Origin of the sequence: Kitasatospora sp. NPDC048365 (assembly GCF_043200835.1) — a bacterium.
Taxonomy (GTDB): domain Bacteria; phylum Actinomycetota; class Actinomycetes; order Streptomycetales; family Streptomycetaceae; genus Kitasatospora; species Kitasatospora terrestris.
On sequence record NZ_JBICYJ010000015.1, the window covers coordinates 132,741 to 155,217 of the forward strand.

A 22,477-nucleotide genomic window follows, 5' to 3' on the forward strand; every position below is an offset into this window, starting at 1 on the left:
GGTTCAGCGGACGGTGGAGGCGGCGACGACACGGGCGGGCACCGGCGATCCGGCCTCGGCCGCCGCGGGCGCGTGGACGAGCACACGGTGGGCCGCTGCCGCGGGCTCTCCCGCTGCCGGCTGCGCGGCAGCGCCGGTCGTTGTGCCGGCGGTCGGCTTCAGGGCGCGGGCCGCTCGGGTCAGCAGGGCGGCGCCGGCGAGGACGGAGACGGCCAGGACCAGCCAGGGCAGGCGGCCGTCGAGGGCGGAGAGGCCGGTGAAGAGCGAGGGCGCGAGGGCCGAGGAGAGCGACCAGGAGAGCTGGTAGGCGGCCATGTAGCGGCCGCGCAGGGCGGCGGGGGCGGCCTCGGCGACCAGGGTGGAGGCAGCCGGGTTGTGCAGCACTTCGCCGAGGGTGGCGAGGACGACGGCGGTGAGCAGTGCACCGGTGGTCCAGGCGCCGGCGTGGGGCACCAGCAGGGCCTGGGCGAGGAAGGCCACGGCGAACAGCGCGGCACCGGCGACGGCCGCCCGGTGCCGGGCGGTGAAGCGGTTGACCAGTCGGCCGGCGGGCACGCCGAGCGCCGCGCAGAGCACGGTGTTGACGGCGAAGGCGACGCCGGTGACGGAGGCGGAGGCGTGCAGCACCCCGGTGACGAAGACCGGCAGCAGGATCGCCAGCGAGGCGTAGCCGAGCGCGATCAGGAAGTTGGCGGCGGTCAGGCCGAGGAAGGGCCGGTCGGCGAAGACCGTCCGGTAGCCGGCGCGGGCGGCGGCGGGGCCCGCGGTGGCCCGTCGGCCGGCCGGGACGCGCCGGGCGAGCAGCCCGGCGACCAGGAAGCTGGCGGCGTTGAGCCAGGCGGCGACGGAGTAGCCGCTGTCGCCGGCCAGGGCGACCAGCAGGGCGGCGGCCAGGCTGCCGGCGCCGAGCCCGGCGTTGGCGAGGCTGCGCATCAGGGCCTGCATCCGGACCAGGGCGGCGCCGGTCACGAGTTCGCCGATCCGGGCCTGCTGGACGGCGGGGTGGCCGCTGGTGGCGACTGCGGCGACCAGGGCGACGGCGGCGAACGCGGGCAGCGATCCGGCGAGGGGGTACACCGCGAAGACGGCGCCGCGCACGGTGTAGAGGGTCAGCTGCATCCGCCGGGCGCCGAAGCGGTCGACCGCGGCGCCGATCAGCGGCAGGCAGGCCATTCCGACCAGGCCGGTGACGGTGAGGACCAGTCCGATGACCGGCAGCGGCAGGCCGGTGACGTGCCGGAAGAACACCAGGCTGAACGGTATGTACATGCCGTTGCCGAGTGCGTCCACCGCGAGACCGGCGACCAGTCCGCGCTCCCCCGGGAAGCGCTGCTTCCCCTGTCCCTTGCCCAAACCCCGAATCGAAAGCATGTAAGTAACTTACCACTAAGCTAATTATCGTCAAGCCTCTTATCGGCAAGCGATCCGTGGCACACTGTCCGCATGACCGGAACCCCCGACCAGGACCCCGTCGACGCGATCGCCGAGCAGTGGCGCCGCGAGCGTCCCGAGCTGGCCCAGCACACCGAGGCGATGGCCGCGTACGGGCGGATCTACCGGCTCGCCAAGGCGATGGGCGACAAGATGGAGGACGCGTACGCGCCCTACGGCATCGGCCGCGGCGAGTTCGACGTGCTGGCCACGCTGCGCCGCGCGGGCGAGCCGTACTCGCTCTCCCCGCGCGAGCTGACCGCCACCCTGATGCTCACCACCGGCGGCATGACCGGCCGGCTGGACAAGCTGGAGCGGGCCGGGCTGGTCACCCGCTCCCCCGACCCGAACGACCGGCGCGGCCTGCGGATCACCCTCACCGACAAGGGCCGCGAGGTGATCGACGGCGCGGTCGAGGCGGGCATGCTGGTCCAGCGCGGTACGGTGGCCGGCTTCACCGCCGACGAGCTGGACACCCTCAACGACCTGTTGCGGCGCCTGCTGGCGGCCAACTCGGGGTGAGGGGTTACCGTGTCCGGGTGACTGACGTCGAATCAGCGTTCGTGGACGCCTTCCAGACCCACCGCCGCTACCTCGGCTCGGTGGCGTACCGGCTGATGGGCTCGGTCACCGACGCCGAGGACGTGCTGCAGGAGGCGTGGCTGCGCTGGCAGTCGGTGGACCGCGCCGGCGTCCAGGACCCGCGCGCCTTCCTGACCACCGTGGTCACCCGGCTCTGCTACGACCAGCTGGGCTCGGCCCGGGCCCGCCGCGAGGCGTACTACGGCGAGTGGCTGCCCGAGCCGGTGGTCGCCGCCGAGGACTCCCCCGCCGAACTGGCCGAGCTCGGCGAGTCGGTCTCGCTCGCCATGCTCGCCGTGATGGAGCAGCTGACCCCCGCCGAGCGGGCCGCGTTCGTGCTGCACGACGTCTTCGCGGTCGGCTTCGACGAGATCGGCGCCACCCTGGAGCGCACCCCCGAGGCCGCCCGGCAGCTCGCCTCGCGGGCCCGCCGACGGGTCCGCGAGGGCAGCCGGCGACGCACCGAAGTGGACGTCACCGAGCACCGGCAGGCGGTCACCGCCTTCGCGGCGGCCGCCGCCAACGGCGACATCCAGGCACTGCTCGCGGTGCTCGACCCGGACGTGATCTGGCACTCCGACGGCGGCGGCGTGGTCCGCGCCGGGGTCCGCTCGATCGCCGGCGCCGACAAGGTCTCCCGCCTGGTGGCCGGTCTGATCCGCCGGGCGGACGTCGAGTTCCCCGGCGGCGTCTTCGAGTTCGCGCTGGTCAACGACGAGCCCGGGCTGGTCTTCCGGACCGCGTCCGGCGAGGTCGCGGGCGTGCTCGCCTTCGCCGTCGCCGAGGGCCGGATCGCCGAGGCGTACGTGGTGGTCAACCCGGAGAAGCTCACCCGCGTGGCGTGACACTGGCGTGACGCAGGTGTGACCGGGGTCACGGTCACGTTCTTCCGGGCCGCGTCGTCCCCTTCCCGAACGGCACCGCAGGTGCAGGTGCCCACCGGAGGAGGACGACATGACCAGCAAGCACATCGTCGTGATCGGTGCGGGCTACGCCGGACTGAGCGCCGCCACCCGGGCCGGCCGGGGCGGCGCCCGGGTCACCCTGGTCGCACCGGAGGCACGGCTCCTGCACCGGATCCGCCTCCACGAGACCGCGGCCGGCCGAGACGTACCGCGCCCCGCGATCGCTCACGTGCTGCGCGGCCGACCGGTCACCCACCTGCAGGCCAAGGTCACCGAGCTGGACCTGGCCGGCCGCAAGGTCTTCACCGACACCGGCGAGACCCTGGCCTACGACACCCTGGTGTACGCGCTCGGCAGCCGCACCGCCTGGCAGGACGTCCCCGGCGCCGCCGAGCACGCCTACTCGGCCGAGCGGGCCGAGGAGGTGAACCGGCGGATCCAGGCCTCGCCGGTGCCGGGCACCGTCGCCGTGGTCGGCGGCGGCTCCACCGGCATCGAGCTGGCCGCCGAACTCGCCGAGGCCCACCCTGACTGGCAGGTGCGGATCGTCGCGGCCGGTGCCGTCGGCGGCCACTTCTCCGAGCGCGGCCGGGCCCACGTCCGCAAGGTGCTGGACGGCCTCGGCGTCGTCTTCCACGAGCACACCCCCGTCACCGCCGTCACCGCCGACGCGCTGGAGACCGCCGCCGGACCGGTCCCCGCCGACCTGGTCGTCTGGGCCGCCTCGCTGGAGGTCAACCCGCTCGCCGCCGAGGCCGGACTGGCCGTCGCCTCCAACGGCCAGGCCGTGGTCGACGACCACCTGCGCTCGGTCTCGCACCCGGACGTCCACGTGGTCGGCGACGCCGCAGCCGTCGTCCTGCCCGGCATCGGCCGGCTGCGGATGGCCTGCGCCACCGCCCAGCCGATGGGCGCCTACGTCGGCAAGCTGCTCGCCGGCCGCACCGACAAGCCCTTCGGCTACCGCTACATCACCCAGTGCCTCAGCCTCGGCCGGCGGGAGGCGCTGGTCCAGCTGATCCACGCCGACGACTCGATGCGCCAGGGCATCATCACCGGCCCCCTCGGCCGGCTCACCAAGGCGCTCATCGTCAACGCCGTCCCGCTCAGCCTGCGCTGACCCGGCGCGGACCGGCGCTCACCGACACCGATCAGCACCGACCAGCACTGACCCGGCCTCAGGGGCGGGACCCGGGAAACCACTTCCCGCGGCCCCACCCCTGCTGCCACACTCCTGCCCGTGCCAGACACCGAACTCGTCTACGAATCCCGCCACGGCTGGAGCACCCGCACCGTCGTCCTGCTGGTCGGCTCGCTGCTGCTCACCGCGGGGCTGTTCCTCTTCGACCCGTCCGAACCGGTCGACGTGAAGGGGTTCCAGGTGGCCGCCATCTGGATCCAGGTCCCCGGCTTCCTGCTGTTCGGCGGCGGCGCCGCGGTCCTCGGCTACAACGCGGCCAGCCGGAAGGTGGCCCTCCGGGTGGACTCCACCGGCGTCCTGCTCGGCGGCTCCCCGCTGCGCTACGCCGCCACCACCGTGCTGGTCCCCTGGTCGGAGATCGCCGCCGTGGAGCTGTGGATCCAGCGCGTCGGCCGGCAGAAGCTCCCGTACGTCGGCGTGCACCGCCACGCCGGCCTGCCCCCGCTGCCCGGCGGCACCAACCGGCTCGGCTCGGCCGCCGCCGGCAAGCCCGCCGCCCTGGTCGCGGGCAGCCGCCAGGTCGGCGGCTGGCCGCTGTACACCCCGGCCCTGCTCGCCACCGTCCGCCGCCACGCGCCCGCCACCGCGATCGCCGTCGACCCGGACTTCCCGGCGAAGGTCTGACCCCTCCGAACACGCAGGAGGCCGCCGCCCCCTCCCGGGGACGGCGGCCTCCTGCGTTGTCCTACTTCTTGTCCTTCGGCGCCTCGGCGTCGGTGGACAGCGCGGCGATGAAGGCCTCCTGCGGGACCTCCACGCGGCCGACCATCTTCATCCGCTTCTTGCCTTCCTTCTGCTTCTCCAGCAGCTTGCGCTTACGCGAGATGTCACCGCCGTAGCACTTGGCGAGAACGTCCTTGCGGATCGCGCGGACCGTCTCACGGGCGATCACCCGGGAGCCGATCGCAGCCTGGATCGGCACCTCGAACTGCTGGCGCGGGATCAGCTTCTGCAGCTTGCCGGCCATCATCACGCCGTAGTTGTAGGCCTTGTCCTTGTGCACGATCGCGGAGAAGGCGTCCACCGCGTCGCCGTGCAGCAGGATGTCGACCTTCACCAGGCTGGCGGTCTGCTCGCCGATGGGCTCGTAGTCGAAGGAGCCGTAGCCGCGGGTCTTGGACTTCAGGTGGTCGAAGAAGTCGAAGACGATCTCGGCGAGCGGCAGGGTGTAGCGCAGCTCGACCCGGTCCTCGGAGAGGTAGTCCATGCCCTGCAGGTTGCCGCGGCGGGCCTGGCAGAGCTCCATGATCGCGCCGACGAACTCGTTCGGCGCCAGGATGGTGCCGCGCACGATCGGCTCGTACACCTCGGCGATCTTGCCGGTGGGGAACTCGCTCGGGTTGGTGACCGTGTGCTCGGTGCCGTCCTCCATGATCACCCGGTAGATCACGTTCGGGGCGGTGGAGATCAGGTCGAGGTTGAACTCGCGCTCCAGGCGCTCCCGGATGATCTCCAGGTGCAGCAGGCCGAGGAAGCCGCAGCGGTAGCCGAAGCCGAGCGCGACCGAGGTCTCCGGCTCGTAGATCAGCGCCGCGTCGTTCAGCCGCAGCTTGTCCAGCGCGTCGCGCAGCAGCGGGTAGTCCGAGCCGTCCAGCGGGTACAGGCCGGAGAACACCATCGGACGCGGGTCCTTGTAGCCGCCCAGCGGCTCGGTGGCGCCCTTGTGCATCGAGGTGATCGTGTCACCGACCTTGGACTGCCGGACGTCCTTCACACCGGTGATGATGTAGCCCACCTCACCGACGCCCAGGCCGTCCGCGACCTTCGGCTCCGGCGAGATGACGCCGATCTCCAGCAGCTCGTGGGTGGCGCCGGTCGACATCATCGCGATCCGCTCGCGCTTGGTCAGCTGGCCGTCCACCACACGGACGTAGGTGACCACGCCGCGGTAGGAGTCGTACACCGAGTCGAAGATCATCGCGCGGGCCGGGGCGTCCTTGACGCCGACCGGGGCCGGGATGTTGTCGACGATGTGGTCCAGCAGGTCCTCGACGCCCAGACCGGTCTTCGCCGAGACCTTGAGCACGCTCTCCGGGTCGCAGCCGATGATGTGCGCGATCTCCGCCGCGTACTTCTCCGGCTGCGCGGCCGGCAGGTCGATCTTGTTCAGCACCGGGATGATCGTGAGGTCGTTCTCCAGCGCCAGGTACAGGTTGGCGAGGGTCTGCGCCTCGATGCCCTGGGCCGCGTCGACCACCAGGATGGTGCCCTCGCACGCGGCGAGGGAGCGGGACACCTCGTACGTGAAGTCCACGTGGCCCGGGGTGTCGATCATGTTCAGGATGTGCGTGGTGCCCGCGTTCTCACCCGCCCGCGGCGCCCACGGGAGGCGGACCGCCTGCGACTTGATGGTGATGCCGCGCTCGCGCTCGATGTCCATCCGGTCGAGGTACTGGGCGCGCATCTGCCGCGGGTCGACGACCCCGGTGATCTGCAGCATCCGGTCGGCGAGCGTCGACTTGCCGTGGTCGATGTGGGCGATGATGCAGAAGTTGCGGATCAGCGCCGGGTCGGTACGGCTGGGCTCTGGCACATTGCTGGGGGTCGCGGGCACCTTGATCCGATTCTCGTCACTGTCGATATGGCTCCGACCATCTTCCCACGATCTGGGCGTAGGCCGCCGGTCAGCTCTACGATGACCGACCATGATCTTGGAAAGCGCACTGCTCGACGTCCTGCCCGGCCAGGAGGACGCCTTCCTCGCCGCGTTCGCCGAGGCCCGTCCGCTGATCGCCGTCCAGCGGGGCTTCCGCTCCCTCCAGCTGCGACGCTGCCTGGACGAGGGCCGCGGATCCCGCTTCCTGCTGCAGGTCGAGTGGGAGACCCTGGAGGACCACACCGAGGGCTTCCGCGGCTCCGCCGAGTACCAGCAGTGGCGGGCCCTGCTGCACCACTACTACTCGCCGTTCCCCGAGGTCGAGCACTACGGGGAGCCGCTGCTCACCGCGTAGTGCCGGTTTGGGGCCGTAGCGGTGCCCCTGGTAGCGTGGGGCGCTGCACCTGGCATCGGCATGCCCTCTCAGCAGGTCCGACGCCGTCGGGTGCGCCCGTTCACATCCTGAATCACACAGACTGAGGCTCTTTCGTGGCGAACATCAAGTCCCAGATCAAGCGCAACAAGACCAACGAGAAGGCGCGCCTGCGCAACAAGGCCGTCAAGTCCTCGCTGAAGACCGCCCTCCGCAAGGCCCGTGAGGCCGCTGCCGCCGGCGAGACCGAGAAGGCCACCGAGCTCGCTCGCGTCGCCTCCAAGGCCCTCGACAAGGCCGTCAGCAAGGGCGTCATCCACAAGAACCAGGCCGCCAACAAGAAGTCGGCGATCACCAAGCGCGTCAACGCCGCCGCCTGATTCTCCGGTACCTCCGCTTGACCGGGCCCGACGTGATCGAGCCCGACCGGACGGTGTGACCCGCGGCCCTCTACCCGCGACCGCCGTCCACCCCTCCCGGGACTCCGGCCCTCTACCCGGAACCCGCCGAGGGAGCACCATCCCGTACCGCACGCGGCCTGCGTTCGCCACGCGGGTGCGGTACACACCTGAACACCCCGTCCGCCCGCCCGGTTCACCCGGGCGGGCGGACGTGTTTTCCGGACGCGCTTCGCTAGGCACGGCCCGCCGGGGGCTCGGCCTCGCGGGCGCGGTAGCGGCCCGGGGTGGTGCCGAAGTGGCGGGCGAAGGCGTGCGAGAAGGCGTACGGGGAGCCGTAGCCGACGCGGTCGGCGATGGTGGCGAGCGGGTCGGTGGTGTCGCGCAGCAGGGTCGCCGCGAAGGTGAGGCGCCACCAGGTGAGGTAGGCCATCGGCGGACGCCCGACCAGGGCGGTGAAGCGGCGGGCGAGGGTGGGGCGGGAGACCCCGGCCGCGGCGGCGAGCCGGTCGTTGGTCCAGCCGGCGGCGGGGTCGGCGTGCAGTGCGCGCAGCGCCGCGGAGGCCACCGGGTCGCCGAGCACGGCGGGCCAGGCACCGGCGGAGCCCTCGGCGAGCCAGGCACGGACCATGTAGACCAGCAGCAAATCCAGCAGGCTCGGCACGGCGATCTGACCGCCGGGCCGCTGGTCGAGGAGTTCTCCGCCGAGCAGATCGATCGCGGCGCGCAGTTCGGGGTGGCCGCCGACCCGGTTGGGCAGGTGGACGACGGACGGCAGCTCGGCCATCAGCGGATGGGTCCGGCTGCGGTCGAGGCGGTACTTGCCGCAGAGCAGTTCGGCCTGGCCGGGACCGGTCCGGGGCGGACGCGGCGCGCTGCCGTCCAGCAGCCGCTCGAACGGCACCGCCCGGTCGGCGGCGGCGAGGTCGGCCTCCTCGTCCATCAGGACGTGCCCCGTCCCGTGCGGCAGCAGCACCGCGTCGCCGGTGCGCAGGATGAGCGGCCCGGGGTGCCCGGAGCCGCAGCCGCCGGGGTCGCCGGGGTCGTCGAGGAGCAGCCGGCAGCCGCCCTCCAGCACCACGTGGAACCCGGCGCCGTCGTACGGGGACAGCCGGGTGCTCCAGGTGCCGGCGACCCGCAGCCGGTTGGTGGAGGGCCGGCCCACCCGCACGGCCGCGATCGCGTCGCTCACCACGTCCATGGGGGCATGGTAATCGGCTCGGAGGTGAGAGCCATGCGCATTCGGATGAGCAGATGAGGCATTGAGAGGATCAGGACAGCCTCCGTAAGGTCGATCGCATGAGCATCGAGAGCGCACAGCGCATCGTCCTCGGCGACGTCGAGGCCATCCGTGTCGTCGAGTACCAGGGCCCGTTCCGGCCAGCCCGCGTCCTCGTCCCCGACTCCCCCGCCGAGCTGTGGCGGGACAACGCCGATTGGCTCGCGCCCGACCACTGGGACCCGTCGTCGGACCTGGCGGCGATGGCCCTGCAGACCTGGGTGCTGCGCAGCGGCGGGCGGACCGTGCTGGTCGACACCGGCGTGGGCGACGGACGCGAGCGGCCGGACACCCCCGAGTTCCACCGGCGGGAGGGCCGCTTCCTGGAACGGCTGGCCGAGGTCGGCGTCCGCCCGGAGGACGTGGACGTGGTGGTCAACACCCACCTGCACGCCGACCACGTCGGCTGGAACACCCGGGCGGACGGGGACGGCTGGGTGCCGACCTTCCCGAACGCGCAGTACCTGCTGCCGGCCGCCGACGACCTCCACTTCGGGCCGCGGGGCGAGTACGGGCGGGGCGTCCTGGCCAACGACCGGCTGGTCTACGAGGACAGCGTCGCGCCCCTGCACCGGGCGGGGCAGGCAGTGCTCTGGGACGGCACCCACGTGATCGACCGCGACCTGACGCTGGAGTCGGCCCCCGGCCACACGCCCGGGTCGGCCGTGCTGCGGCTGGCGTCCGGAACCGACCGGGCGGTGTTCGTCGGCGACCTGCTGCACAGCCCCGTACAGTTCCTCGACCCGACGTGCAGCAGCTGCTTCTGCCTGGACCCGCAGCAGGCCGTGGCCAGCCGCCGCCGGATCCTGGAACGCGCCGCCGACCTCGGCGAACTGGTCCTCCCCGCGCACCTCGGCGGCCCGGGAGCTGCGGAAGTGCGGCGCCGCGGCACCGGATTCACCATGTCCCACCGCTCGACCGTCTGACGGCGGACCTGGCTCGGGGCCGGGGCGGTCAGGGGCTGGGGGCGGTCAGGGCCGAGCGCGGGACGGGGCCGGGGCGGTCAGGGGCCGGGGCGCTCAGGGACCGAGCGGGACGGGGCCGGCGACGGACTCGGCGAGGAAGCGGCGGCCGGTGGCCGTGGCGAGGACGGTGCGCAGGGCGGTGTCGCGTGCGGCCCGGGCCGGAGCGGCGCGCAGCGTCCACGCGCGGGTGGCGAAGTCCGTACGGGCGAGGACGCGCCACGCCTCGGCACGGCGGGCCCGGTGCCAGGCGCGCAGCGCGGGACTGTCCGGCCCGGCGCCGGCGGCGGTCGCGTCGGGCAGCACCCGGGCCAGCGAGACGGCGTCGCGCAGGCCGAGGTTGAGGCCCTGCCCGCCGATCGGGCTGCAGACGTGGGCCGCGTCGCCGATCAGCAGCACCCGGCTGCCCCGGCGGTGCCCGGCGAGCCGCCGGTGGGTGCGGAAGCTGCTGGTCCACCGGCATTCGTGGACCGACGCCGCCCAACCCCGCGCCGCCGCCTCGGCGACCAGCGGTTCGACGGCGCCGGGCGAGGACTCCGCCGGGGACACGGAGGGGAGGTGCAGGACCACCCGGACCCACCCGTCGAGGTGCATCGGCAGGACGACCAGCAGCCCGCGCGGCCCGCCCACCATGTGCACCAGGCCCGGATCCAGCGCGGGGTCGCTGACCCGCAGGTCGGCCAGCTGCCAGCTGCCGGGGTACGTCCAGCCCCGGAAGCCCGTCCCGGACAGGGCGCGCAACGCGCTCGACGCCCCGTCGGCGGCGACCACCCAGCGGGCGCGCACCGGCTCGACGCCGTCCGCGTGGACGGTGGCGCCCGCGGCGTCCTCCACCACCGAGCGGACGGGGGTCGAACGGTGGACGGTGACGCCGCACGCCGCCGCCTGCTCGGCGAGCAGCCCCTCCGTGGTGCACTGCGGGACGGTCAGGATGTACGGGTACGGCGAGCGCAGCCCCGCCAGGTCGAACCCGCCGACGCTGCGGCCTCCGTCCCACATCCGGACCGCGTCGACCCGCCGCCCGAGCGGGACCAGCAACTCGGTCAGCCCGCTGGGCTCCAGCGCCTCCAGCGTCCGCGCGTGCAGGTCGGTCGCCCGGGACTCGACGACCGGACCGGGGCGCCGCTCCAGCACCACCACGCCGAGCCCCGCGCGGGCGAGCAGCAGTGCGGCGCCCAGCCCGACCGGGCCCGCCCCGACCACTGCCACGTCCGTGTCGATCGCCATGCCGCCACCGTAGCCGCGCCGACGGACGGTGCCGACAGCGGCTCCTGACCTGGCGTCAGCTCAACGTCAGATCCACGTCAGCTCCGGTTGACGCGCTACTCAGAGTGTCGCGACCGACACCGATAGTGTTCGGTGGCGAGCACCCGCCGCCCACTGCCGAGCCGCCCACGGGGGATCCGATGTCGACACCGCCTCCGTACCTCGCCGGCCCGTGGCACCCCGACGCCGCCGCCCCGGCGTACGGGCCCGTACCGTCGCCCGCTCCGGCTCCTCCGCCGCCGCGGCGGGGGCGGAAGGTGCTGTGGGGCATCGGCGGGGTCCTGGTCGCCTCGGCGGTCTGGGCGGGCGCGGTGCTGACCGTCCCCGGGCTGGTCGGCGGCCGTGACGCGACCGGCTCCGTTCCCGGCACCGCGGGCTTCCGGGTGGTCGACGACCTGTGCGCGACGGCCCGGCTCACCTCGTTCGGCCGGATCTACCCGGCCCAGTCCGGCACGCCGTACCACTACACGACCCGGCACCGCGCGCTCGACGACATGTACTGCAGCCAGTACCGCAAGCGGGCTGGCGGCGACAGCGAGTACGTCTCGCTGTACCTCCAGACCCAGCTGCACAAGGCCGTCGACCCGCGCCCGGAGTTCGAGGCGCAGCGGGACGGGCTCCGGCAGCGCGGCTACCAGATCACCGCCGTACCGGGCCTCGGCGACGACGCGTACCTCGGTTACCTGGACGACCTCAGCCGCTCGGACCCGACCTGGCACTACCTCACCCAGGTGCTGTACGTCCGCCAGCGCGGACTGACCTTCTACGCGAGCTGGTCCGGCTCGTACCAGGACGGCAAAACGGCGGCGCCGGACCGGGAGGAGATCCGACTCGCGCTGCTGGCCGACGCGCGCGAGCTGCTGCGCTCGCTCGGCGCCCAGGTGTGACGCCCGCTCAGCGGCCGGGCGGTCACTGCGGGCGCGCTGCCTCTGCGGGCTGACTTGTCCCTACCGGCAGGCTGTCCCTACGGGCTGGGCAGTCCCTACGGACGGGCTCCCGCGCGGGAGGCGCGGGCGACGGCGACGACAGCCCGTTCGAGCGCGTACGCGGGGTCGTCGGAGCCGCCCTTGACCGCCGCGTCCGCCGCGGCGATGGCGGTGAGGGCGGCGGCCACGCCGTCGCCCGTCCAGCCGCGCATCTGCTGGCGGACCCGGTCGACCTTCCACGGCGGCATGCCCAGCTCGCGGGCCAGGTCACCGGGACGCATGTTCCGCCCCGCGGTCGCGAGCCGACCGATCGAACGGACCCCGGACGCCAGCGCGTACGTGATGCCGGTCGGCGGCTGGCCCACGGCCAGTGCCCAGCGCAGCCGCTCCAGCGCCTCCGCCGCCCGGCCGGTGACCGCCAGGTCGGCCACCTCGAAGCCGGTCGCCTCGGCCCGGCCGCTGTAGTAGCGGGCGACCGCCGTCTCGTCGATGGTGCCCTCGATGTCCGAGGTCAGCTGGCTGCACGCCGCGGCCAGCTCGCGCAGGTCGCTGCCGAGCGCGTCCAGCAGCGCCTGGCAGGCCTCGGGGCTGGCGGAACGGCCCAGCGTGCGGAACTCGTTGCGGATGAACGCGAGCTTGTCGCCCGCCTTGGTCAGCTTGGCGCAGAGCACCTCGCGCGCGCCGGCCTTCTTCGCCGCGTCCAGCAGGCCCTTGCCCTTGACGCCACCGGCGTGGACCAGGACCAGGATGACCTCCTCGGCGGGCGAGCCGATGTACGCCTTGACCTCCTTGACGGAGTCGGCGCCCAGGTCCTGCGCCGCACGGACGACGATCACCTTGCGCTCGGCGAACAGCGAAGGCGTGGTCAGCTCGGCGAGCTGCCCCGGCTGCAGCCCGCCGGGCGCGAGGTCGCGGACGTCGGTCTCCGGGTCCGCCGCCCTCGCGGCGGCCACCACCTCGGCGACCGCGCGGTCGAGCAGCAGCTCCTCCTGGCCGACCACAACGGTCAGCGGGGCGAGCAGGTCGTCGGGTGCACTCTTCCTGGCCATCGCCTACCAGCATCCCACGGGCCGCCGACAGCCCTGCCCGGTCACCGGTCGGCGGGGGCCGGTCGGGAGAATGGGACGGTGACCGCGAACCATGACCGTCAGCTGCTCGTCCTGCCCGACCGCGACACCGCCGAGGCCGTCGCGGAGGAGCTGTCCGCCCGCTGGCCCGTGCTGGCCGATCCGGAGGTTGTCCGGGACTCGCTGGCCGGCGAGGACGACGCCGAGGACGCCCAGTGGCTGGTCGTCCTGGAGGCCCCCGAGGAGGACGGCTGGACGGCCGAGGTGCTGGAGGGCCTCGACGGCCTGATCGCCGAGCACGACGGCTGGCGCGAGCAGGACTGACGCCCCGCCGACCGGCCGGGACGGTCAGCCGCGTGGCGGGTGGGGGTGGGTGGCCGCGGTCAGCCGGTCGTGGGTGCCGAGGACGGCGATGTCCCCTCTCTGGTCGGTACGCAGGACGGTGGCGCCGAGCCCCCGCAGGTCCGCGACGGTGTGTGGGGACGGGTGCCCGTACGGGTTGCCGATGCCGCAGGAGATCAGGGCCAGCCGCGGGTGCAGAGCGGCCGTCAGCGCCCGGTCCTGGTTGGCGGAGCCGTGGTGGGCGACCTTCAGCACGTCCACCGGTCCGAGTGGCGGACCGCGGCGCAGCACCGCCGCCTGCGCGGCCGGTTCGAGGTCGCCGAGCAGCGCGATCCGGACGGCGTCCCGGCCGGTGCCGACGGTGACCAGCAGGGCGACGCTCGCATTGTTGGGACCGGGCGCGTCCGGTGCCGGGACGGTGTCCGGCCACAGCACCTCCCAGCTCAGGCCGGGGCCGGCCGTCCGCCGCTCGCCCCGACCGGCCCGGAGGACCGGGATCCGCGCGGCCTGCGCCCACCCGGTGACCCGGGCCCGCTCGCCGGGCGGCGCGTCCAGGGTGGTGACCTGCAGCGCGCCGACCGCACGGCCCCGCAGCACGCCGGGTAGGCCCTCGGCGTGGTCCGCGTGGAAGTGGGTCAGGACGAGGAGCGGGATCCGGCTGATGCCGAGCTCGCGCAGGCACGCGTCGGCGGCTTTCGGCTCGGGGCCGGCGTCCACCACCACCGCGCTGTCGCCGCCGAGCGGCAGCACCGCCATGTCGCCCTGGCCGATGTCGCACAGGACGAGCCGCCAGCCGGGCGGCGGCCAGCCGGTCGCGATCCGGACCAGGCTCGGCGGACGGAGCAGCACCGCCGGGAGCAGCACCGCCAGCGCGAGGGCGAGCAGCGCGCGGGCCCGGTTGCCGCGCAGCCGTCGGGTGGCGAGCAGCGGCGGGACGGCCCAGCAGAGCGCCACGGTCACCGCGACGAGCAGGCCCGCGCCGGCGAGGCCGTGCGGCCAGGCGAGCTCGGCACCCGGCAACGCGGCCCCGCGCCGGGCCACCGTGACGAGCCATGCGGCCGGTACCGCGGCCAGGTCGGCGAGGAAGCGGGCGGCCGGGTGGGAGACCGGGTCGGTGGCGAGCACGGCGAAGCCGAGCAGGGTCGCCGGGGCGACCGCCGCCTCGGCGAGCAGGTTGCAGGGGACGGCGACCAGGCTGACGCGCGGCGCGAGCAGGATCGTCACCGGTGCGCAGAACGCCTGGGCGGCGGCGGTCGCCGCGACGGCGGAGGCGAGATGGGGCGGCCAGTGGCGGGCCTGCAGAGCGGCCGCCCAGCGCGGCCCGAGGGTGAGCAGCCCGGCGGTGGCGAGCGCGGACAGCAGGAATCCGTAGGAGCGGGCGAGCGGCGGGTCGAGCAGCAGCAGGACCAGCACGGCGCCGCAGAGGGCGGGCAGGCCCTGGCGGGGGCGGCCGGTGGCGAGGGCGAGCAGCGCGATGAGACCGGTGGCCGCGGCGCGCAGGACGCTCGGGTCGGGCCGGCAGACGGTGACGAAGGCGAGCGTCAACGCGGTGCCGACTGCGGCGGTCGTCCGCAGGGAGAGGCCGAGTCGGGCGGCGAGACCGCCGCGGCGGGCGGTGCCGGCGGTGCTCGGCGTGCCCAGCAGGACGGCGAGCAGGATCCCGAAGTTCGCCCCGCTGACGGCGGTCAGGTGACCGAGGTCGGTGGCACGGAAGGCGTCGGCGAGGTCGTCGGGGAGGCGGGAGGTGTCGCCGACCACCAGGCCGGGGAGCAGGCCCCGGGTATCGGGCGGCAGGTGGTCGCAGGCGTCGCGCAGGCCGGCCCGGAGCCTGGCGGCGGCGCGCTGCGGAAGGCTCGGCGGGGCGAGGAGCCGGGGCGGGCCCAGGGCGACCAGCAGGGCGGCGGAGTCGGTACGGACGGCGGTGGTTCGGGCGGCGGTGACGGGGCCGTCGGCGACGGCTCCGCCCGAGGAGGCGGACGGAGCGGACGGGGCGGCGGGGTCGGCAGTTGACGCGTCGTCCGCCGCCGGACGGCTGTCGGGACCTGCGGTGGACAGGGCACGGACGGCGGGTGCGAGCGGCACGGCCTCGGCGGACGTCGCGGGTGGAGGATCCGGGACGGGCGGTGGCGGCCCCGCAAGCGCAGGTGGCGCGAGCGGAGTGTCCGAGGCGGGTGGGATGGCAGGGGCTTCGGGGGTAGCCGGGGCTTCGGGGGCGGCGTTGGGCAGGACGTGGACGGCGGCACGGACGCGGGTCGACGGGATCAGGGTGCGCCAGGCGGCGGCGTCCTTGGCGCGGACCGTCACGGTCACCGGGGTACGGGTCGCGGTCGCGCCGACCCGGTCGACCCTGGCCGGCACGAGCAGCCTGGGCTGGCCGGGCGTGGTGCCGTTGGTGTGGCCGGTACGGGACTTGGGGTCGCCGGTGACGGTCAGGTCGACGGTCAGCTCGGCACCGGAGACGGCGAGCGCGGGGAGCGGCCCCCGGTAGAGGTCGGCGGTGTGCAGGACGGTGGTGGTGACGGCGGCGGTGGCGGTCAGCAGTGCGGCCGCGAGCGTCCGGAGGAGCGCGGTGCGGCGGGGTGTACGGACGGCGAACAGGAGGAGGGCGAGAAGCGCGGCCGGCACGGCGAGCAACGGCAGCTCGCTACGGCTGACAGGGCCGGCGCCGAGGACGAGGGCCGTGACCGCCCAGGCGGTGGCCGTGGGGACCAGGAGGCGCAGGTCGGCGGGCGGGAGGGCGACGGGCTTGGCGGACATCGGCACCTCCCTGGGCGGTCGGGTGCAGCGGTGGGGGTCGGGGCGTGGGGGTCTGGGCGTGGGCGGCGGCGCAACGGAGGTGGACCGACACCGGCCGCCCGGCCGCCCGGGCATCCGGGCATCCGGGCATCCGGCGCGAGGTGTCAGAGCGTCAGCAGGGGCTTGATGTCGTCGAACTTGCGAGGGCCGATACCGCCGACCTGGCGGAGCTCGTCGAGGGAGCTGAACGGGCCGTGAGCCAGGCGGTACTGGACGATGCGCTGCGCGAGGGTCGGGCCGACGCCGGGGAGGGTGTCGAGCTGTTCGGTGGTGGCGCGGTTGAGGCTCAGCGGTCCGGCGGGGGCGGCGGAGCCGGCGGGCGGTGGGCCGCCGACCAGGACCTGTTCGCCGTCGGTGAGGACACGGGCGAGGTTGAGCCCGTCGGTGTCGGCGCCGGGGACGGCTCCCCCGGCGGCGCGCAGGGCGTCGGCGACGCGGGAGCCGCCGGGCAGCGTCCGCAGACCCGGGTTCTGGACGTCACCCGCGACGTCGACCACGACCTGCGCGCCTCCGACCTGGGTACCGCCGGCCTGCGTGCCGCCGATCGGGGCGGGCGGGCCGGGGCCGCTGCGGCCGGTGGAGGACGCCGCTGCGGGAACGCTGCCCGCGACCGCCGGGATGGGCACCGGCTGGGGTCGGCCCAGCCAGAAGTGCTGGACCGCATACCCGACGGCGAGAACGAGCAGCAGCGACAGGCCGAGCACCGCCCGCCGGTCGAAGACGAGGGCCGGATGGAGTGTCAGGGGCAGCCGCCTCGGCGGCGGGTCGTCGGCAACGGGCTCGGTGTCCTGCGGTTGGGACGGCTCCAGGGGGCGGGCACCGGGACGGGTGGACGTGGTCGGCTCCGGGCGGTCGGCGGCGGGCAGCGGGGTCGAAGGGCCGACGTCGGACGGCACGGTCGTCGGGCCGACGGCGGGCGCCGCATTCGTCGGACCGGCAGGCGGCGGGGTCGTCAGGCCTGCGGGCGGATCGCCGGACGGATCACCGGGGGGCGGCAGCCCCGCCGGCTCCACCGGCAACGTCGCGCCCCCGCCCACCACCTCGGTTCCGTCCACCGCCTCGGCGGCCGCCGGCGGACCGGCACCGCCCGCCGGCACCGGCTCGGCCAGGAGAGCGGCCTCACCCGTGCCGAAGGGCGGCGCGCCCGTGAAGAGCTGGGACAGGCGACCGCGCGCGGCGTCGGCGGTCTCTCGGCGTCGGGCAGCACCCGGGACGAAGGTCTTCATGGCGTGGACCGTACGTCCGTCCCCGGACCCCCGTCAGAGACGGCCGCCAAGCTGTGGACAAACCCCGCCTGTGGACAACCCGTGTCCCCCGGACGAGCGAGTTTCGACGGCCCGATTACCGCCACCCCCGGTACCAACGAGCCGGGTACCGATGACCTGGGTTCCGACGAGCCGGATACCGACGACCCGTCAGCGCGGCGAGACCACGACCGCCAGCAGGCCCGGCCCGACGTGGGCGCCGATCACCGCGCCGACCTCGCTCACGTACAGCTCCCGCAGACCGGGTACCCGTTCCCGCAGGCGCTCCGCGAGCGGCTCGGCCCGGTCCTCGGCGGCGAGGTGGTGGACGGCGATGTCGACCTCGCGGTCGGCCGCGCAGTCGACGGCGATCTCTTCGAGCCTGGCGATGGCGCGGGAGGCGGTGCGGACCTTCTCCAACGGTTCGATCCGGCCGCCGGTGAGGTGCAGCAGTGGCTTCACCGCCAGCGCGGATCCGACCAGGGCCCGGGCGGCGCCGATCCGGCCGCCCCGGCGGAGGTGCTCCAGCGTGTCGACGTAGAAGAAGCTCCGGGTCTCCTCGGCGCGGCGCTCGGCGGCCGCGACGGCGCCGTCCAGGTCGGCACCGGCCTCGGCGGCCTCGGCCGCGGCGAGGACGCACATGCCCAGGGCCATGCCGACCAGTCGGCTGTCGACCACGCGGACCGGGACGGTCGCCTCGGCGGCTGCCAGCTGGGCGGCCTCCGCCGTGCCGGACAGCTCACCGCTGATGTGCACCGAGACGACGCCACTCGCCCCGGCCTCGGCGGCGGCCCGGTAGGCGGCCGCGAAGGTCTCGGGGCTGGGGCGGGAGGTCGTCACCCGGTGCTTGCCGCGCAGCGCCTCGGCGACGTCCTTGGGGGAGATTTCGACGCCCTCGGCCAGCACCTCGTCACCGACCGCAACGCTCAGCGGGACCACCCGGATCCGGTGTCGGTCGACGGCTTCCTGCGGGAGGTACGCCGTGGAGTCGGTGACAAGTGCGAGGTGCCCGGGCATGTGCCGGAGGTTACCTCCCGCCCGCACCGGACAACAGCGCCGGGCCACGTGGAACCCACCCACGCGGCGGACCCGGTCGACGGCCCGGGCGACCCGGCCTGTCGACGGACGGCCAACGAACCGGCCACCGCGGTCGGCCACAGAGAACGAACCGGCCGTGGCGGTCGGCCACGGCCGGTCGGCTACCGGCAGTCACCTACGGACGGTCGGCCACCCTCGGGCGGCTATGGACGGTCGGCCGCGGCCGGGCCGGGGCGCCCGGGCTTGCGGAGGCGTTCGGCGAGCCGGCTGAGCGGTTCGGCGGCGAGGCCGAGCAGTTCCTCGGCGCTGGGCTGGCGCCCGGCGGTGATCCCCCGGCGCGACGCGTCACGTTCCGCACCGGCGGCGCCACGTGCGGCCCCGGCACCAGCACCGGCCCCGGCCCCGGCATCCGCAGGACCGTCCGCAGACCCGGTCGGCGCGTCGGCCGGGGTCCAGTGCCGGAGGGCGCCCGCCTCGTCCTCGCACTCCTTGCTCAGCCGCACCAGCTCGTCGTCGGCGAAGCGTCGCATGCGGTCCTGGGCAGCCCAGCGCAGCGAGTCGGCGGAGTGGGTGATCCGGTCGGCACGTTCGCGCAGTTCGGGGAGTTTGGCGCTGACCCGGGCGGCGTCGGGTTCGCGCTCCAGCAGGCGCAGTTCGGTGTCGAGTTCGGCGGCGTGGGTGTCCAGCCGGGCGAGCAGTTGGAGTGACTCGCCGAGTTGGCTGTCCTCGACGTGGCCGGCCTGGAGGACCTGCCGGGTGGAGTCGAGGGCGGTCCGCAGTTCGAGCCGGACCGCGGCGAGCTTGCCCGGGTCGCCGGGCTTGGCGAAGCTCTTCGCCTTGAGAGTGGCGTTCTCCACGGCCCTCCGGGCCTTGACCTCCTGCTTGTGCACCCCGTCGGCGACGGCCTTGACGGCCTTCACCGTGACGATCACCGCCAGGATCAGCAGGGTCAGTCCGAAAGCGGCGGCCAGGGCGACCACCACACCGAGCGCATCCATCGGGAGCCCACCTTCCGCCCGTCCGGCCCGGGACCGCCGGCTGCGGTCCGTGCGAGTGCCGGGCCTCCACCGTAGCCCGCGAGCCGGGCCGGGAGGAGGTCGTACGGGCGCTCGGAGCCGGAGATCAGGGAGACGTCAGGGATGATCTCAGGGTTCGCCGAGGGCGGTAGCCGGTCCCGCCGGCCGCGACGACCGGGCACGCCGGCCGCGACGACCGGGCACGCCGGCCGCGACGACCGGGCACGCCGGGCGCGACGGCCAGGCACGACGGCCGGGCCCGCCGAGGGCGGTAGCTGTCCGCGATCGCTGCCAGACTGGCGGCATGTTGGAGACCTCGGCCCGTCTGCTGCGCCTGCTCTCGCTGCTCCAGGTCCGCCGCGACTGGTCGGGCGCGGACCTGGCGACCCGCCTCGACGTGGACGTCCGCACGGTCCGCCGGGACGTGGAGAAGCTGCGCACCCTCGGGTACCCGGTGGACTCCGCCCCGGGTGTGGCGGGCGGTTACCGGCTCGGCGCGGGGGCGGAGATGCCGCCGCTGCTGCTGGACGACGAGGAGGCGGTCGCGGTCGCGATGGGCCTGCGGACGGCGGCGGGCGGGACGATCGACGGCATCGAGGAGTCCTCGGTCCGGGCCCTGGCGAAGCTGCAGCAGGTGATGCCGTCCCGGCTGCGGCACCGGGTGGAGTCGCTCGCGGTGGCGACCGTGGCGCTGGGCAGCAACGGTCCGACGGTGGACGCGGAGACGCTGACCGCGATCGCCGCCGCGTGCCGGGCGGCGGAGCGGCTGCGCTTCGACTACCGGGCGCACGACGGGAGCGAGAGCCGCCGGGACGTGGAGCCGCACCGGCTGGTGCACTCCGGCACCCGCTGGTACCTGGTCGCGTACGACACCGCCCGCGCGGACTGGCGGAACTTCCGGGTCGACCGGATCACCCTCAAGCCGCCGTCCGGCCCGCGCTTCACCCCGCGCCGGCCGCCGGACGAGGACGTGCGCCGCTGGGCGTCGTGGGAGGTGGCGGTCGGCCAGTACCGCTACCAGGCGCGGTTCACGGTGCGGGCACCGGCGCACGTGGTGGCGGCCCGGGTGACGCCGACGTCGGGGCTGGTCGAGCCGATCGACGAGGACAGCTGCACGCTGCGGGCGGGGTCCAACTCGCTGGACGGTCTGGCGGTGCACATCGCTGTACTGGGCTTCGAGTTCACCGTGCACGAGCCGCCGGAACTGGTCGAGCGGGTCCGCGTCCTGGCCGACCGCCTGCACGCCGCGTCGCCCTGAGCGGAGCGGCACCGGAACGTCCCTGCGGCCCCCGGAACGCCCGGCGGCCCGGAGAGAGCGGCGGCACTCAGGAGCGCAGCAACCGGACGCCGTGCCGCAGCCGCACCGCGCCCGGCAGGTCGTAGTGCAGCCTGCGTTCGGCGAGGACGTGTCCGTGGGCGGCGAGGCTTCCGGCGACCGTGCAGCGCGCGGTCCTGGCGGACATCAGCCGGGCCCGGCGGACCACCGCCACCAGTGCTTCCACCTCGAACGACACCTCCAGGGCCAGTTCCAGGACGCCCACCGGTACGCCGTCGACCAGCAGCTCGACCCCGGGCCGGTGGCTGGAGCTGATCCGGTGCCGGGCCATCGTCACCACCTCCTCGCTGCCGGGTGCGTCGCGGGTGCGCCGGGCGGCGGCGCGCAGCGCGGAGTGGCGGGCCCAGCCGCCGGCGGCGAGGTCGAGCAGGTCCAGGGCGAGCAGGCGGTCGAGCACGGCGGCGACCTCGTGCTCGACGGCCCGCCCGCCCGCGCCGGTGAGCCGGCCGGCCCCGCCGACCAGGGCGGGGACGGCGCCCTGGCGGTGCAGCGAGTCCTCGATGGCGGAGACCGGGTCGACCTGTCGGCCGTCGAACAGGACGTCCCGGACGGTGACGGGTCCGACGGCGGTGGGGGTGCTCATCGTTCGCCCTCCTCGAGGTGCTGGGTGCCCGGGTCGGGGCGCGGCTCCAGCCGGACGCTGTGCGAGCGGCTGCCGGCGGCGGTACCGGTGGCCTCGGCGACCCGGTACCGGCCGGGTCCGACCGGCCGGCCGTGGGCGGTGACGTGCTTGCCGACCCAACCGGGTCCGCGCCGCCGCGAGAGCCCGTACCCGCTCGCGCCGGCGAGCAGCGCCGCGCCGCCGAGTACGGCGCCCCACTGCGCCCCGGTCAGCCCCGCTCCCCCGCCTCCGGACGAGCCGTTCCCGGACCCGCCGGAACCGCCTGAACCTTCAGAGCCACCTGCCCCTCCGCCAGACCCGCCACCACCGGTGCCGCTCGACGCCGGGTCGTCCGTCGGGATCCCGCCGGTGCCGCCCTCGAGTGCTGTGAAGGGCGCCTCGGCCGCCGCCTCCGGCCGGTCCGCGCAGGCGGCGTGCAGCGTGTGCGGACCTGCCGCCAGGCCGGCCGGGACGGTGCCGCCCACGGTGAAGCCGCCGTCGGCGGTGACCGGGACGGTGGCGCCCCTCCCCGGCTCCCGGGTGTCGAACCAGAGGTCGGCGGAACCGCCGGCGCAGGCGTCGAACCGGCTGCCGGTGACCGTCACCTGCTGCCCGGCCGCCCCGCGCGGGGGATCCACCACCAGTTGGGGCCTAGCCGCCGGTTCGGCCGCGACGACGGTGAAGGCGGCGACCGGGGAGCCGGGGCTGCCGTCGACCGTCGCGGCCTTGCAGCGTGCGGAGAACCAGTGCCGGCCGGGCTCGGCCCCAACCGGGACCGTGAACTGGACCGAGAAGTTGCCGAAGCCGTAGGGGTGGGCGTCGACGGCGCCGGCCTCCTGCCCGTCCCACATCACCAGGAAGTCACCCTGGCAGTTCTTGAAGTTCCGTCCCTCGACCTTGACGGTGCTGCCCGCCCTGCCCTGCGGCGGGTCCGCGGTGAGCGAGGTACCGATGTCGCCCACCGCGCCGAGGGCGCCGGCCGCGGCGAGAACGACGAGGGCCACCGCGGCCGCGATGCCGAGGAGCAGCGCGGTCGGCCCGACTCCGAGGGACCGCACGGGCCGTGACACGTCCATCGGAAACGATTGTCCCCGCCCCCGCCGGCACTCACCAGCGAG

At 74.8% G+C, this 22,477-nt stretch carries 21 protein-coding genes; 10 read left to right on the forward strand and 11 right to left on the reverse strand.

From position 1 onward, the window contains the following. Positions 1-3 precede the first annotated feature (3 nt). Positions 4-1,353 (reverse strand): MFS transporter, encoded by a 1,350-nt coding sequence (locus ACGFX4_RS17720; RefSeq protein WP_393074751.1) that lies wholly within the window; start codon positions 1,351-1,353, stop codon positions 4-6. A gap of 90 nt (positions 1,354-1,443) precedes the next feature. Here ACGFX4_RS17720 and ACGFX4_RS17725 point away from each other — a divergent pair, with 90 nt between their 5' ends. The 4 genes from ACGFX4_RS17725 (at position 1,444) to ACGFX4_RS17740 (ending at position 4,743) form a co-directional block, all read left to right on the forward strand. After that, a complete protein-coding gene (locus ACGFX4_RS17725) occupies positions 1,444-1,953 on the forward strand; it encodes a MarR family winged helix-turn-helix transcriptional regulator (RefSeq protein ID WP_393074753.1) in 510 nt (169 codons plus the stop codon). Between the two features lie 17 nt (positions 1,954-1,970). Beyond that, positions 1,971-2,858, forward strand: coding sequence for an RNA polymerase sigma factor SigJ (gene sigJ, locus ACGFX4_RS17730; RefSeq protein ID WP_393074755.1), 888 nt, complete (start codon positions 1,971-1,973; stop codon positions 2,856-2,858). Between the two features lie 109 nt (positions 2,859-2,967). Continuing rightward, the gene (locus tag ACGFX4_RS17735) at positions 2,968-4,038 is read left to right on the forward strand and encodes an NAD(P)/FAD-dependent oxidoreductase (protein WP_393074757.1); all 1,071 of its coding nucleotides are present in this window, start codon (positions 2,968-2,970) and stop codon (positions 4,036-4,038) included. A 120-nt stretch (positions 4,039-4,158) separates the two neighbouring features. After that, positions 4,159-4,743 (forward strand): hypothetical protein, encoded by a 585-nt coding sequence (locus ACGFX4_RS17740; protein ID WP_393074759.1) that lies wholly within the window; start codon positions 4,159-4,161, stop codon positions 4,741-4,743. 61 nt (positions 4,744-4,804) lie between these two features. On the opposite strand, the gene lepA is transcribed toward ACGFX4_RS17740, so the two are convergent. After that, on the reverse strand, positions 4,805-6,673 hold the full coding sequence (gene lepA / locus ACGFX4_RS17745) for a translation elongation factor 4 (RefSeq protein ID WP_393074762.1): 1,869 nt from the start codon (positions 6,671-6,673) through the stop codon (positions 4,805-4,807). Positions 6,674-6,764: 91 nt separating this feature from the next. Here lepA and ACGFX4_RS17750 point away from each other — a divergent pair, with 91 nt between their 5' ends. Together ACGFX4_RS17750 and rpsT are read left to right on the forward strand one after the other, a co-directional pair. Further along, on the forward strand, positions 6,765-7,070 hold the full coding sequence (locus tag ACGFX4_RS17750; RefSeq protein ID WP_393074765.1) for an antibiotic biosynthesis monooxygenase family protein: 306 nt from the start codon (positions 6,765-6,767) through the stop codon (positions 7,068-7,070). A 134-nt stretch (positions 7,071-7,204) separates the two neighbouring features. Further along, the gene (gene rpsT, locus ACGFX4_RS17755) at positions 7,205-7,468 is read left to right on the forward strand and encodes a 30S ribosomal protein S20 (RefSeq protein ID WP_393074768.1); all 264 of its coding nucleotides are present in this window, start codon (positions 7,205-7,207) and stop codon (positions 7,466-7,468) included. A 253-nt stretch (positions 7,469-7,721) separates the two neighbouring features. Here the strand turns inward: rpsT and ACGFX4_RS17760 are convergent, their stop codons facing one another. Further along, positions 7,722-8,687 (reverse strand): AraC family transcriptional regulator, encoded by a 966-nt coding sequence (locus tag ACGFX4_RS17760; protein ID WP_393074771.1) that lies wholly within the window; start codon positions 8,685-8,687, stop codon positions 7,722-7,724. Positions 8,688-8,785: 98 nt separating this feature from the next. Between ACGFX4_RS17760 and ACGFX4_RS17765 the strand changes: the two genes are divergently transcribed. Beyond that, the gene (locus ACGFX4_RS17765; RefSeq protein WP_393074773.1) at positions 8,786-9,691 is read left to right on the forward strand and encodes an MBL fold metallo-hydrolase; all 906 of its coding nucleotides are present in this window, start codon (positions 8,786-8,788) and stop codon (positions 9,689-9,691) included. Between the two features lie 93 nt (positions 9,692-9,784). Here ACGFX4_RS17765 and ACGFX4_RS17770 read toward each other — a convergent pair whose 3' ends face one another. Next, complete coding sequence (locus ACGFX4_RS17770; protein ID WP_393074775.1) at positions 9,785-10,954, reverse strand: FAD-dependent oxidoreductase; 1,170 nt, start codon at positions 10,952-10,954, stop codon at positions 9,785-9,787. A gap of 179 nt (positions 10,955-11,133) precedes the next feature. Here ACGFX4_RS17770 and ACGFX4_RS17775 point away from each other — a divergent pair, with 179 nt between their 5' ends. Then, positions 11,134-11,880, forward strand: coding sequence for a hypothetical protein (locus tag ACGFX4_RS17775; RefSeq protein WP_393074777.1), 747 nt, complete (start codon positions 11,134-11,136; stop codon positions 11,878-11,880). Positions 11,881-11,975: 95 nt separating this feature from the next. On the opposite strand, the gene holA is transcribed toward ACGFX4_RS17775, so the two are convergent. Continuing rightward, complete coding sequence (holA, locus tag ACGFX4_RS17780; protein ID WP_393074779.1) at positions 11,976-12,968, reverse strand: DNA polymerase III subunit delta; 993 nt, start codon at positions 12,966-12,968, stop codon at positions 11,976-11,978. 78 nt (positions 12,969-13,046) lie between these two features. On the opposite strand from holA, the gene ACGFX4_RS17785 reads away from it, so the two are divergent. Beyond that, positions 13,047-13,310, forward strand: coding sequence for a hypothetical protein (locus tag ACGFX4_RS17785; RefSeq protein WP_393074782.1), 264 nt, complete (start codon positions 13,047-13,049; stop codon positions 13,308-13,310). Positions 13,311-13,334: 24 nt separating this feature from the next. On the opposite strand, the gene ACGFX4_RS17790 is transcribed toward ACGFX4_RS17785, so the two are convergent. The 4 genes from ACGFX4_RS17790 to ACGFX4_RS17805 all read right to left on the reverse strand — a co-directional run bounded on the left by ACGFX4_RS17790 (position 13,335) and on the right by ACGFX4_RS17805 (position 19,404). Continuing rightward, on the reverse strand, positions 13,335-16,085 hold the full coding sequence (locus ACGFX4_RS17790; RefSeq protein WP_393074785.1) for a ComEC/Rec2 family competence protein: 2,751 nt from the start codon (positions 16,083-16,085) through the stop codon (positions 13,335-13,337). A 143-nt stretch (positions 16,086-16,228) separates the two neighbouring features. Beyond that, positions 16,229-17,350: a helix-hairpin-helix domain-containing protein gene (locus ACGFX4_RS17795; RefSeq protein WP_393074788.1), complete on the reverse strand. Its 1,122-nt coding sequence runs from the start codon at positions 17,348-17,350 to the stop codon at positions 16,229-16,231. A gap of 189 nt (positions 17,351-17,539) precedes the next feature. Then, on the reverse strand, positions 17,540-18,385 hold the full coding sequence (locus ACGFX4_RS17800; RefSeq protein WP_393074790.1) for a DegV family protein: 846 nt from the start codon (positions 18,383-18,385) through the stop codon (positions 17,540-17,542). Between the two features lie 224 nt (positions 18,386-18,609). Beyond that, positions 18,610-19,404, reverse strand: coding sequence for a hypothetical protein (locus ACGFX4_RS17805; protein WP_393074793.1), 795 nt, complete (start codon positions 19,402-19,404; stop codon positions 18,610-18,612). A gap of 322 nt (positions 19,405-19,726) precedes the next feature. Between ACGFX4_RS17805 and ACGFX4_RS17810 the strand changes: the two genes are divergently transcribed. Continuing rightward, a complete protein-coding gene (locus ACGFX4_RS17810) occupies positions 19,727-20,680 on the forward strand; it encodes a helix-turn-helix transcriptional regulator (RefSeq protein ID WP_393074794.1) in 954 nt (317 codons plus the stop codon). Positions 20,681-20,747: 67 nt separating this feature from the next. Here the strand turns inward: ACGFX4_RS17810 and ACGFX4_RS17815 are convergent, their stop codons facing one another. Next, the gene (locus ACGFX4_RS17815) at positions 20,748-21,341 is read right to left on the reverse strand and encodes a hypothetical protein (RefSeq protein WP_393074797.1); all 594 of its coding nucleotides are present in this window, start codon (positions 21,339-21,341) and stop codon (positions 20,748-20,750) included. After that, entirely contained in the window at positions 21,338-22,435 is a 1,098-nt protein-coding gene (locus tag ACGFX4_RS17820; protein WP_393074800.1) for a hypothetical protein, read from the reverse strand. Before ACGFX4_RS17820 ends, ACGFX4_RS17815 begins: the two co-directional genes overlap by 4 nt. Positions 22,436-22,477 lie beyond the last annotated feature (42 nt).